9 protein-coding genes and 1 tRNA gene are annotated in these 11684 nt (G+C 70.1%); 4 read left to right on the top strand and 6 right to left on the bottom strand.

What is annotated here, in order from left to right:
- Positions 1–3 precede the first annotated feature (3 nt).
- On the top strand, positions 4–873 hold the full coding sequence (locus QZX79_RS05590) for an anti-sigma factor (protein WP_294565797.1): 870 nt from the start codon (positions 4–6) through the stop codon (positions 871–873).
- A gap of 109 nt (positions 874–982) precedes the next feature.
- On the opposite strand, the gene QZX79_RS05595 is transcribed toward QZX79_RS05590, so the two are convergent.
- From QZX79_RS05595 to QZX79_RS05610, 4 genes are all read right to left on the bottom strand, one after another.
- Positions 983–1729: a PIG-L deacetylase family protein gene (locus QZX79_RS05595; RefSeq protein WP_294565800.1), complete on the bottom strand. Its 747-nt coding sequence runs from the start codon at positions 1727–1729 to the stop codon at positions 983–985.
- A gap of 1 nt (position 1730) precedes the next feature.
- The gene (locus QZX79_RS05600) at positions 1731–2678 is read right to left on the bottom strand and encodes an electron transfer flavoprotein subunit alpha/FixB family protein (RefSeq protein WP_294565803.1); all 948 of its coding nucleotides are present in this window, start codon (positions 2676–2678) and stop codon (positions 1731–1733) included.
- A gap of 39 nt (positions 2679–2717) precedes the next feature.
- Positions 2718–3545 carry an electron transfer flavoprotein subunit beta/FixA family protein gene (locus QZX79_RS05605; RefSeq protein WP_294565806.1) on the bottom strand — a complete coding sequence of 276 codons (828 nt, stop codon included), beginning with the start codon at positions 3543–3545 and terminating at the stop codon, positions 2718–2720.
- Positions 3546–3642: 97 nt separating this feature from the next.
- Entirely contained in the window at positions 3643–5256 is a 1614-nt protein-coding gene (locus QZX79_RS05610; RefSeq protein ID WP_294565809.1) for a S1C family serine protease, read from the bottom strand.
- A 353-nt stretch (positions 5257–5609) separates the two neighbouring features.
- On the opposite strand from QZX79_RS05610, the gene QZX79_RS05615 reads away from it, so the two are divergent.
- From QZX79_RS05615 to QZX79_RS05625, 3 genes are all read left to right on the top strand, one after another.
- A complete protein-coding gene (locus QZX79_RS05615; RefSeq protein ID WP_366484718.1) occupies positions 5610–7676 on the top strand; it encodes a TPM domain-containing protein in 2067 nt (688 codons plus the stop codon).
- 72 nt (positions 7677–7748) lie between these two features.
- Positions 7749–8513 carry a PspA/IM30 family protein gene (locus QZX79_RS05620; RefSeq protein WP_294565814.1) on the top strand — a complete coding sequence of 255 codons (765 nt, stop codon included), beginning with the start codon at positions 7749–7751 and terminating at the stop codon, positions 8511–8513.
- A gap of 105 nt (positions 8514–8618) precedes the next feature.
- On the top strand, positions 8619–10007 hold the full coding sequence (locus QZX79_RS05625; RefSeq protein WP_294565817.1) for a deoxyribodipyrimidine photo-lyase: 1389 nt from the start codon (positions 8619–8621) through the stop codon (positions 10005–10007).
- A gap of 9 nt (positions 10008–10016) precedes the next feature.
- Here the strand turns inward: QZX79_RS05625 and QZX79_RS05630 are convergent, their stop codons facing one another.
- Positions 10017–11360: a right-handed parallel beta-helix repeat-containing protein gene (locus tag QZX79_RS05630; RefSeq protein ID WP_294565818.1), complete on the bottom strand. Its 1344-nt coding sequence runs from the start codon at positions 11358–11360 to the stop codon at positions 10017–10019.
- Positions 11361–11590: 230 nt separating this feature from the next.
- Positions 11591–11664: transfer RNA gene (locus tag QZX79_RS05635), tRNA-Met, on the bottom strand.
- Positions 11665–11684 lie beyond the last annotated feature (20 nt).

The following is an 11684-nucleotide window of genomic DNA, read 5'->3' on the forward strand; positions in this document are numbered from 1 at the left end:
GACATGAACAGACAATTCGCAGAAGATCTCCAGCAGGACCTCCAACGCGGGCACGTGCTCGAGTGGGCCGAAATGTATGCCCTGGACGCCGTGACCGACGACGAGCGCGCCGCGATCGAGGAGTTCCTCGCCCGCAATGACGGCCTCCGGCAGGCCTTCAACGATCGGGTCCGCTCGAACCGCGAGACGATCACCACGGCGTATGCCATCCAGGAGGAGGAGCCCCCGGCCGGACTGCTCGAGAAAATCCTGAGCCAGATTCCCGCCTCCGCACCGGCCGGCATCGACGGCACAGGCGGCGGCACTGAAGCACCGGCAGGGGACCCCGCCGGCGCCGCTGCGGCGGGAACCGCCGCCACCGCTCCGGGCGGCGCGTCAGCGGCCGGCGACGAACTCGCCCGTCGGCGCCGCACGAAGGGGATGTGGGCCTCCCCCGCCACCCGCTGGCTGACCGCGGCGGCGGCGGCGGTGCTGGTCGCGGCAGGGGGTGTCACCGTGGCGCAGAACCTCGGGCAGACCTCCATTGAGCAGGAGGTCCTCCAGGCCTCCGACGTCGTCACCGGCTCCTACGTGATTCCCGCCGGCGGCACCGCAGGTCTGGCCCTGTCCGAGGAGGAAGACGCCGCGGTGGTGACGCTGAAGGGCGTCCCCGCCCCGCCCGAAGGCTCCGTGTACCAGATGTGGCGGCTTCCCGCGGACGGGTCGGCACCCGTCTCGGTCAGCACGATGGACGCCGAGGACGTCGCCGGCACGAAGGTGACCGAGGTCGAGGGGATCAGTTCCTTCAGGGGCATCGCCATCACCGTCGAGCCCGACGGCGGGTCGCCGGTTCCCACCACGCCCGTCATCGCGGAGATCCCCTTCCGCACCTGAGCGCCGGGCCGGGGCGTCCGGACCTGACAGAGCACACCTGACAGAAGGGGACAAAGGGGCCCGGTAAACACCGGGCCCCTTTGCTTGTGTAGTTCTTGTGGGTGCCGGGCTAGAAGCCGGCGATGGTCTGCTCGGTGTTCACGCCCACGACGTGGAACCCCTCGGCGCTGCGCCCGCCGGGCAGTCCCCCGCGGACGGCGTTGCCCTGGAGCATGCCGCGCACCGCGGCGTCCATCTTCTCGACATCGGGATGCTGGCTGATGTGCGTGCGGATGGCCTCGAGTTTCACATCCTCGAAGCCGGTGATGTCAACGAAGTGGTTTTCCCTCTCCTCGGGCCCGCCGTAGAACCACAGCCAGGGCACCCGGTAGGCCTCGAGGCCGGCTGCCGCCAGCTCGGGGAAGGCGAACGGGTTCTCCACCGCCGGGTACACCGCCCGGGTGACGGCGTCTCCGCAGGCGAGGTGGTCGGGGTGGCTCTTCTGCAGCCGGTCCCAGTTCCGTTCCGGGTGGGAGGAGACAACGATATCGGGGCGCACCTCACGGATGCGGGCCACGATGCCGCGGATGACGGCCTCGGTGGGGCTCAGGTAGCCGTCCCGTTCACCGAGGAAGCTCACGTCCTCGACGCCGACGATGCGCGCCGCCCGGCGCTGTTCCTCATGGCGGGTTTCGACGATGGTGTTCCGGTGCTCCTCGGAGAAGCCTCCGGCGTCGCCGTCGGTCAGGATGCAGTAGCTCACCTGGATCCCGGCCGCGGTCCAGGCGGCCACGGTTCCGGCAGCACCGAAGTCGAGGTCGTCGGGGTGGGCGGCGAAGCACAGGACGCGGCGGATGGTGTTGCGCGCGGGTTCCACCTCAGGCCCTGCGCTTCCGGATCTCCTCGGCCGCCTGCGGCAGGACGGTGAACAGGTCGCCCACCACGCCGAAGTCGGCGATCTCGAAGACGGGCGAATCCGGATCCTTATTGATCGCCACGATCACCTGGGAGGTCTGCATTCCGGCCTTCTGCTGCACGGCCCCCGAGATGCCCGCCGAGATGTAGAGCTGGGGGGACACCGTCTTGCCGGTCTGGCCGATCTGCGCGGAGTGCTCGATCCACCCGGCGTCGGTCGCCGCCCGGGAGGCCCCGACGGCCCCGCCGAGCAGGTCGGCGAGTTCCTCGAGCGGGGCGAAGTTGCCGTCCACGCCGCGTCCTCCGGCGACGATGACACGGGCCTCCGCGAGGTCCGGCCGGCCGGTGGCGGGCTTGTCGACCCGCCCGGTGATGACCGCGGCGGCGGCCGGGACCGGCACCTCGACCGAGACGGTTTCCGGCGTGGCCGGCTGCCCGGCCTCGGCGGCTTCGATGCTGTTGGGCTTCACCGCGAGGATCGGGATGCCGGTGGTGACCCGGCACTGTGAGGTGTAGGACCCGGCGAAGACGGACTTGGTGGCGGTCAGGTCATCGGCCACCGCGACCACATCGGTAATGACCCCCGATTCCAGCCGGACTCCTGCGCGCGCGGCGATTTCCTTGGCCTCGTAGGCGTTGCCGAGCAGCACCACCGACGCCCCGGAGGCCCGCACCGCCTCGGCCAGGAAGGCGGCCTTGCCCGCGACGAGGGACTTCCCCACCGACGGATCGGCGGGAAGGTAGCAGGTGGACACCCCGTAGGAGCCCAGTCCGTCCAGCAGGGGGTCACCGGCGTCGCCGGCCACCGCTGCCACGGGATCGCCGAGCGTCCGTGCCAGGGTGAGCAGTTCCCGGTCGTTCTTGGCGAGCACCGCGCCGGGGTCGTGGAGGAAGACAAGTACCGTAGGCATGCTGCGGTCTCCTTTTCGAAGGATGGAGTGGGCGGCGGGCTAGAGGAGCTTTTGTCCCGCGAGGAAGTCGACGAGCCGCAGGCCCGCGTCGCCTTCGTCCGTGATCACAATGCCCTGGCTGCGGGGAGGCCGCGGTTCGGCGGCCTCGACGGCCGTCCAGGAGCCGGCGAACCCGACCTCGTCGGCGGTCAGGCCGATATCGGAGAGGGACAGCGTGCGCAGCGGCTTCTTCTTCGCCGCCATGATGCCCTTGAAGTTGGGGTAGCGCGGCTCATTGATCTGGTCCGTGACCGACACCAGGGCGGGCAGCTGACAGGTGATGGTCTCGGAGTAGGCATCACCGTCGCGGCGGGCCGTGAGCGTCCACCCCGCTTCCGCGGCCTCAAGCTCGAGGGCCGCGGCGAAGGTCACCTGGGGCAGGTCGAGGCGTTCGGCCAGCTGGGCCGGAACCAGGGAGGTCTCCCCGTCCGTTGAGGCCATCCCCGTGAGGACCAGGTCGAAGGGGCCGAGGTGGGAGAGCAGTGCGGCGAGCGCGCGGGATGTCGCGGAGGCGTCCGATCCGGCCAGTGCGTCGTCGGTGAGGTGGACCCCCTCGGCCGCACCCATCTGCAGGGCCTTCTTGACGGCGCTGACGGCCGGACCCGGTCCCATCGTGACCGCTGTGACGCGGTGCCCGGCCGCATCCCCGCCGTGCTGCTCCACCAGCTGGAGGGCCGCTTCGAGGGCGTACTCGTCGAGTTCGGAGAGGATGCTCTCGGAACGTTCGGTGGTGTTGCGGGGGCCGTTGAGGTGGCGGTCGAACTGCGCGTCGGGCACGTGCTTGACCAGTACGGCGATATTCAGTCCCGGAGTCGGGGCCTCGTCCATGAGAAACCTTCCTAAGGTGGCAGTCTGTCCCGCGCTCTAGCTAACCACAAACTTGTCCGGACCCCGTCGGGGCGCCCCTGCAGGGGCGCCCCGGGAATCAGGCGGCCGGGGCCTCGGCGAGGGTCACATCGATGGTGACGGTGTCCCCGCCGCGCCGCACCTCGACGGGAACTGTCTCCCCGACCGGCTGCATGCGCACCGCGGCGGTGAGCGACCGCGGGTCCCCGATGGGTGAATCCCCCACCTTGGTGATGATGTCGCCCTCGCGGATTTCGGCGTCGGCGGCCGGCGACCCGGCTTCCACACCGGCCACCTGGGCGCCGACGGAGAAGGTGGACCCGGAGGAGGCGTTCTCCCCGGCCGCCGGCTCCACCGTGACGCCGAGGAACCCGTGGGTGGCCTTGCCGTTCTCGATGATGTCGTTGGCCACCCGCTCGGCGTAGGAGATCGGGATGGAGAAGCCGACGCCGATGTTCCCTGCGCTTTCATTGCTTCCGCTTGAGGCGATGGCGACGTTGACGCCGATCACCCGCCCCTGCGCATCGACGAGGGCGCCGCCGGAGTTGCCCTGGTTGATGGCGGCGTCGGTCTGGATGACGTTGAGGTAGATGGAGCCCTGGGACTGCGGCTGGGGCTCCTGGGACCCGTCGGGCGGCAGGAAGTTGAAGCCGTCGCCCTCCTGCTGCTCGGGTGCGTCGGACTGCTCCTCCGGTACCGCCGAGGACGCCACGCTGATGGTGCGGTTGAGCGTCGAGATAATGCCGTCGGTGACCGTGCCGCTCAGGCCCAGGGGCGCACCAATGGCGATGGCGGTGTCGCCGACGTTCAGCTCCTCAGAGTTTCCGAGCGCGGCGGGCGTCAGGTCGGGTGCGTCGATCTTGATGACGGCGAGGTCGGACAGCGGGTCGGTTCCAACGATGTCGGCCCGGAACACCCGGCCGTCGTTGGTCTTGACCTCGACGGCGGCGTCGGCGACCTGCCCTCCGAGGGTGACAACGTGGGTGTTGGTGAGGATGTGCCCTTCCTCGTCGAGGATGATCCCCGAGCCTGACCCACCCGAGCCGTTCCCGCTGACGGCGATGGTGACGACGCTGGGCGATGCCTTCACGGCGGCGGCGGTGATTTCGTTGACGCTGTCGGAATTATTGACGATCACCGATTCGCTGCGCCCGCCGCCCGAGCCCGAGCCGGCGGTGCCCCCGCCGTCGAACAGCCCGTCGGCCCCTGCCGCGATACCGCCGCCGAGCAGGCCGGCCGCGAGGACGCCGGCGAGGAAGGCGGGAACGCCGATGCGCTTCTTCTCCCGGACCCGTACGGACGCGTGCTGTCCGGAGTGCTGGAGCCACGGCTGCGACGGGGGCTGGGCGGGAGGCACCGGCTGGCCGAAGGTTCCCTGCCGGAAGGAGTTCTGTCCGTAGGAGTTCTGGCCATAGGAATTCTGCCCGGAGGAGCCCTGTCCGTTGGAACCCTGCCCGGAGGAGCCCTGTCCGTAGGAGTTCTGTCCCTGGGAATCTTGGGGGGAAGCCCCGGAGGCTCCCTGGCGGTGGGCTGTCGGCCCGTCGGCGGGACGGGCCGCCGTATCGCCGCCGGTGCGGTCCTCGGGGGCACGACCGGAGTCCGCGACCTGGGCCTGCTCTGCCGTTGGAGGGTTGGCCGGTCGGGGCGGGATCGGGCGGTCAGGACCGGCAGGTCCCCCAAACTGGTCAGCCATTCGAATTCCTTTCATCGCGGTTGTCTCCACTATGGCAACGAAGACTGAACCTTGAGGGAGCATTTGCTGGAGGTCTGCTGGGAAGCAGCCGGAAAGCGCAGGGTCCCACTGCCCATTATTCCCCCTGCGGACTGGTGCTTCATCTCCGCGGCCGGGGGAAGGCCCGGGCCTTCCCCCGGGAAGCGGTATAGGTCCGCCGAGTTTCGCTTGGGGCTTAGGTCCGGGCCCCCCGTGTCGGTGGACGGCCCCAACCACCGGCCATAGAATCAAAATTCAGGGAGCCCCGGCGTCCGTCGCCTTTCTTCCCGACGGGCGTGGCCGGGGAACATGCTGAAGGGTGTTGAATGCAACGGATGACCAGGCGGACCGGCGCCGCCGCGGGACTCAGCGCCCTGACCGCGCTGACACTGGCGCCGGGTGCGGCCTACGCGGCCGACCCCATCGATATCCCGGACGGGGAGACGGTGGTGGACCAGGCCGGGGTGCTCACCCCTGCGGACATCAGCGATGTCGAGGCCGCCATCACCGGCCTGCAGGACGAGTACGGGTACACCGTGCAGGTGGTGTATGTCGACACTTTCACCAGCCCCTCCGACTCGCTGGCTTGGGCCATCGAAACGGCGGAGGCCAGCAACCTCGGGTCGGATGACGCGCTGCTCGCGGTGGCCGTCGAGTCAGGCCAGGCCCGGTTCGTCGCCGGTGAAGGCACCAACGTGCCGGGCAACACGAACGACATCTTCAACCGGCAGATCGACCCGCAGCTGGACGGGCAGAACTACGCCGAGGCGGGCATCGCCGCGGTGGAGGGGACCGAAGCGGTCCTGGCCGGTGCCGGAAACGACCCCGGCGGCGCGGCGGGCGACGGCGGGGGCGGTGCGGGGTTCCTCATCGGGCTGGTAGCACTCGCGGGCGCCGGCAGCTACTTCTTCATGCGCTCGCGCCGGCGGCGGCAGGCCGCGCCCAAGGAGATCACCTACGGACCGGGGCAGGCGCCGGACGGCGCCGTCGTCGACCCGCTGGCCTCCGTCAGCGTCGAGGACCTGCGCAAGCGGGCGGGAAGCCTGCTCATCGCCGCCGACGACGCGATCAAGTCGAGCGAGCAGGAGCTCGGCTTCGCCGAGGCGTCCTACGGCGAGGCGGCGGTCAAGCCCTTCGCCGCCGACATCGCCGCAGCCAAGGTGCACATGAGTGAGTCGTTCAAGCTGCAGCAGCAGCTCGATGACCACATCCCCGACACCGAGGAGCAGCAGCGCGCCTGGCTGGGAGACATCATCCGCCGCTGCGAGGCGGTCAACGAGTCCCTGCAGGCGCACAAGGCCGACTTCGACTCGCTGCGCGAGCTGGAACGGAACGCCCCGCAGGCCCTCGAGGCCGCACGGAACGCCGCCAACGCGGCCGGCACCCGGTTTGTCGCCGCGGAGGAGCGCCTGACCGCCCTCCGGCGCCGGTACGCCGGCACGGCCACCTCCCAGGTGCAGGACAACGTCGACCAGGCCCGCGAGCGCCTCGCCTTCGTCGAGAGTGCCGCCGCCGAGGCCCGCACCCGGATGAACGCCGGCGAAACCGGACCCGCCGTCGTCGCGGTGCGCGCCGCCGAAGAGTCCGTCAGCCAGGCCAACCTGCTGCTCGACGCCATCGACAAGCGGGCCGCCGAACTCGAGGCGGCCCAGGAGGAGCTCGAGCGGGCCGTTGCCGACACCGTTCAGGACCTCGCCCAGGCGACCGCCATGATCCGCACCGGGCGCCACGACGACCTCGTCGGGCCGGTCGCGGCGGCGGAATCGGCGCTCCAGACGGTGCGCTCACAGCGTCAGGCCGGTCCCATCGACCCCATTGCGCTGCTCGAACGCGTTGAAGGCGCCCACCGCCAGCTCGACGCGGCGATCGGCGGAGTGCGCGACCAGAGCGAGCAGGCCCGGCGGGCCCGCGAATCCCTGCAGCACACCCTCCTGGCGGCGCACTCGCGCATCTCTGGGACCGAGGACTACATCCGGGCACGCCGCGGCGGCGTCGGCAGCGAGGCCCGCACCCGGCTCGCCGAAGCCGGACGCAACCTCGACTACGCCGTCAGCATCCAGAACTCCGACCCCGTCACCGCCCTGTCCCATGCCGAGCAGGCGGTGATGCTCGCCGAGCAGGCGGCGCAGCTCGCCGAGCAGGACGTCTCGGGCTTCGGAGGACGCGGCTACGGCGGGTACGGCGGCTACGGCGGCCGCCGCGGCGGAGGTGACGGGATGGGTGGAGCCCTGCTCGGCGGCATCCTGCTCGGCTCCCTCCTGAACGGCGGCGGAGGCGGCGGCGGATTCTTCGGAGGCGGAGGCGATGGCGGAGGTGACGTCTTCGGCGGCGGCGGGTTCGGCGGCTTCGACGGCGGCGGCGGAGGCTTCGGCGGCTTCGACGGAGGTGGAGGCGACTTCTAAATTCGGCTGCGGCAGCCTTGGCACCGCCGCATCAATGCTCACGGAAACATTCACACATCGAGAGGGAACCTCATGGTAAAGCAGTCAATTTTTGGTCGAATCGCCCAGCTGGCGAAGGCGAACATCAACTCCGTTCTCGACCAGGCGGAGGATCCGCAGAAGATGCTGGACCAGATGGTCCGTGACTACACCAACAGCATCGCCGAGGCGGAGAGCGCCGTCGCCCAGACCATCGGGAACCTCCGGATGATCCAGGACGACTACAACGAGGACATGGAGAACGCCCGCAGCTGGGGCAACAAGGCCCTGGCGGCGTCGAAGCGGGCGGACGAGTACCGCAGCTCCGGTGACGCCGTCGACGCCGAGAAGTTCGACAACCTCGCCAAGGTCGCCATCCAGCGGCAGATCGCCGCGGAGAACGAGGCCAAGGGCGCCGAGCCCACCATCGCCTCGCAGACGGAAATCGTCGACAAGCTGAAGACCGGCCTGAACCAGATGAAGGGCAAGCTCAGCGAACTCACCACCAAGCGTGACCAGCTCATCGCCCGCGCCCGCACCGCGCAGGCCCAGCAGCAGGTGCACGACGCCGTCAAGAGCATCGACTTCCTGGACCCCACCAGCGAGGTGGGACGGTTCGAGGAAAAGATCCGGCGCGAAGAGGCCAAGGTGCGCGGACAGCAGGAGCTCGCCAGCTCAAGCCTCGACGCGCAGTTCGAAAGCCTGGAGGACCTCGGCGAGCAGACCGAGATCGAGGCACGGCTCGCCGCACTGAAATCCGGGGCTCCGGCCCAGCCGCAGTCGGCCATCAGCCAGGGCACCGAGACGACCGCCCCGTAGCCGGTCACTGACATGCAGTACCCCAGGGAGAGCCGCAGCGCCCGCGCTGCGGCTTTCCTGCGTTAAGGGGCCTCCGGGACCCGGCCGGCAGGTACATTGGGGACCATGGCCGTTACCCTCGTGTGGCTCCGCGATGACCTCCGACTCGCCGACAATCCCGCCCTCCACGAGGCGGCGTCCCGCGGCGGTGACGTCGTCGTTGTGTACATCCTCGATGAGGAGACCCCGGGCATCCGCCCTCCGGGTGGTGCCTCCCGGTGGTGGCTGCACCACTCCCTGGCCGCGCTCGCCGGCTCCCTCGAATCGCTCGGGGTCCCCCTGGTGCTCCGCCGCGGTCCCGCCGGGACCGTCCTGCCGGCCGTGATCGGGGAAACCGGCGCCGAAGCCGTGCTGTGGAACCGGCGCTACGGGCTCGCCGAACGTGAACTTGACGCCTCCCTCAAGGCGGAGTGCGCCGAGGTGGGCGTTACAGCCTCGAGTTTCCAAGCCAACCTGCTCTTCGAGCCCTGGCAGGTGCGCACCGGCGCGGGAGAGCCCTTCCGGGTGTTCTCCCCCTTCTGGCGCGCCTGCCTGCGGGAGCCCGACCCGCGGCAGCCGCTGCCCGCGCCGGAGCGGCTCACCGGCCCGGCGGTGTACTCGGACGCCCTTGAGGACTGGGGGCTTCTTCCCACCCCGGACTGGGCGCAGGGCCTGCGTGAGACCTGGGTTCCAGGGGAGGCGGGGGCCACCGCCCGGCTTGAGGACTTCTTCGACTCCCTCGTCGAGGGTTACGCCACCAACCGTGACCTGCCGGCCGTCGACGGCACCAGCCGGCTCTCGCCGTACCTGCGCCATGGCGAAATCAGCCCCTTCACCGTCTGGCATGCGGCCCAGGCACGCCGTTCCGGCCCGCTCGCCGAGGACATCCGCTCCTACCTCTCGGAGATCGGCTGGCGCGAGTTCTGCTGGCAGCTTCTCTACTTCAACCCGGAGCTCGCGACGGTGAACTACCGGCCGGAGTTCAACGCCTTCGCCTGGGAGAGCGATACCGGCGCCGAGCTGAAAGCCTGGCAGCGCGGCCGCACCGGCTACCCCCTGATCGACGCCGGAATGCGGCAGATGTGGCAGATCGGCTGGATGCACAACCGGGTGCGGATGGCGACGGGTTCCTTCCTGATCAAGAACCTCATGATCGACTGGCGGGTCGGCGAACAGTTCTTCTGGGACGCGCTCGTCGACGCCGACGCTGCGAGCAACGCCGCGAACTGGCAGTGGGTGGCCGGGTCCGGCGCCGATGCCAGCCCCTATTTCCGGATCTTCAACCCCGTCACCCAGGCAAAGAAGTTCGACCCCGACGGCGGCTATGTGCTGCGCTACGTGCCCGAGCTGGCCGACGCGGAGAACCTCCATGAACCATGGAAGGGCACCGCGCCGGGGTATCCGGCGCCCGTGGTCGACCTGGCCGAATCCCGGCAGCGCGCCCTGGCCGCCTTCAAGGCCCTCGGCGCGGGCTAGGGGTACTGCTCAGGAGACGAGGGAAACCCGCGAGCCCCGCGGGACATCGCCTCCCACCGGCTGGACCGCCACGCGCCCCACGCTGAGGGTCAGGTTCACCCGCGCGGCGCCGTCGGCGAACTGGACGCCGTACTGCTGGTAGACGTTGGCGCCGTCGTACTTCCGGTCGAACGAGGTCCCCTGCACCGTGGAGGGGTGGCCCTTCCGGCCCCGCAGGTAGAAACCCGACCCGGTATAGCCCGCCCCCCGGCCGCTGCCGCCGCCGCCGTTGTAGCCGTTGCTGTCCGCCACCGCCCCGCTGATGCTGTGATCACCGCCGGCGATGAAGTACCCGTGCCCGTAGTTGTCCTGCGCCGTGCAGCCGACCAGGGAGCTGCGGTGGCCGTCGAGGTGGAAGCCGCTGCCCTGGCCGAACCCGTCGGCGCTCCGCCCGCTGAACCAGCTCTTGCAGTTGGCCAGCTGCGAGTTCGCGTTCGGCAGCCGGAACCCGTGTCCTGCCGACAGGCCGCTCTCGCAGTTCGCGATGCAGGTGTCCGGGCTGTCGATGACGTACCCGGAGGCACCCCGGGTCACCCGGCGGCCCGCCTCGATCACCCGGATCGTATCGAGCACCCCGGCGCGCAGCCGGCTGTCACCGGGCCCGTTGAGCAGGTACACCCCGTGGTGTCCGGTGCGGTAGATGTAGAGGTTCGACAGCAGGTGGGAGGCGTCCCACTCCGTTCCCCTGCCCTGCTCGTAGAAGATGCCGGAGCAGGAGCTGTCGGGTCCGCCGTGGATGCCCAGCCCGCGCACGCCCGTGTACTGGGTGTCCGGCGAGTTGAGTTCGAAGACGCCCTGCTTTTCGCCGCCGTCCATGTCCGCCGTCGCCTGCAGGGTGGTGACCATGCGGCCCTGGCCCTGGACCTCGCAGTGGGCGCGGAGGCGGATCGGCGCGCTGATGCTGAAGAAACGCCCCCACAGGCCGACCGAGCCGCCCTGGCTGCCGAAGGCGGGCGACCGGTCGTTGGAGAGCGCCTCGAGGGCCGCGTTGATCTCCTCCTGGTCGTCGACGCCGTCGCACACGTAGTCCGCAGCGTCCTTCACCGCCGGCGGCGCGTCGTCGGCCGCCACGAGGAGGCCTGCCGCGAACCGTCCCGCCGGCCGGACGGTCCGTTCGAGCTCGGTCACCCGGGCGGCGAGGTCACTGGCGGCGAGGTCTTTGGAGGCAAGATCACGGGCAGGGGTGCCGCCCGGGTTCCGGACCGGAGCCGGGAAGCCGGCAGCGGCGGCGGAGGGAACCGCGGCCGCGAGGAGCGCCAGGAACCTCCGGCGCTCCCAGGGAAACACCGTCGGTCTCCGTCGGTGAACTGGCATGGTCCGCTCCTCGCACCCGGGGTTCCCCCGTCCTCCTGCCCACCGGGCAGGCACAGCAGGGCCGAACACCCATGCTATGCCGGGCTCCCGGGCGCGGGCAGACCCGAACCCTTTCCTCCGACCCAACTCGGCCGGGTCGGTTCCGGCGGTCAGGTTCCGCCGGTCCGGTTCCGCCTGCCTGGTTAATGCAGAAGGTCCCTGTCAGAAACCTGACAGGGACCTTCTCTTCGTTGCGGGGACAGGATTTGAACCTGTGACCTCTGGGTTATGAGCCCAGCGAGCTACCGAACTGCTCCACCCCGCGGCGCGGTTTCAACTCTACCG

Origin of the sequence: uncultured Arthrobacter sp., assembly GCF_902805515.1 — a bacterium.
In the GTDB taxonomy this organism is placed as follows: Bacteria; Actinomycetota; Actinomycetes; order Actinomycetales; family Micrococcaceae; genus Arthrobacter_D.

Coding starts and splice junctions, on each gene's coding strand:
- QZX79_RS05620 (WP_294565814.1), top strand. CDS start 7,749: ATGGTAAAGCAGTCAATTTTTGGTCGAATCGCCCAGCTGGCGAAGGCG.
- QZX79_RS05605 (WP_294565806.1), bottom strand. CDS start 3,545: ATGGACGAGGCCCCGACTCCGGGACTGAATATCGCCGTACTGGTCAAG.
- QZX79_RS05630 (WP_294565818.1), bottom strand. CDS start 11,360: ATGCCAGTTCACCGACGGAGACCGACGGTGTTTCCCTGGGAGCGCCGG.
- QZX79_RS05600 (WP_294565803.1), bottom strand. CDS start 2,678: ATGCCTACGGTACTTGTCTTCCTCCACGACCCCGGCGCGGTGCTCGCC.
- QZX79_RS05590 (WP_294565797.1), top strand. CDS start 4: ATGAACAGACAATTCGCAGAAGATCTCCAGCAGGACCTCCAACGCGGG.
- QZX79_RS05625 (WP_294565817.1), top strand. CDS start 8,619: ATGGCCGTTACCCTCGTGTGGCTCCGCGATGACCTCCGACTCGCCGAC.
- QZX79_RS05615 (WP_366484718.1), top strand. CDS start 5,610: ATGACCAGGCGGACCGGCGCCGCCGCGGGACTCAGCGCCCTGACCGCG.
- QZX79_RS05610 (WP_294565809.1), bottom strand. CDS start 5,256: ATGGCTGACCAGTTTGGGGGACCTGCCGGTCCTGACCGCCCGATCCCG.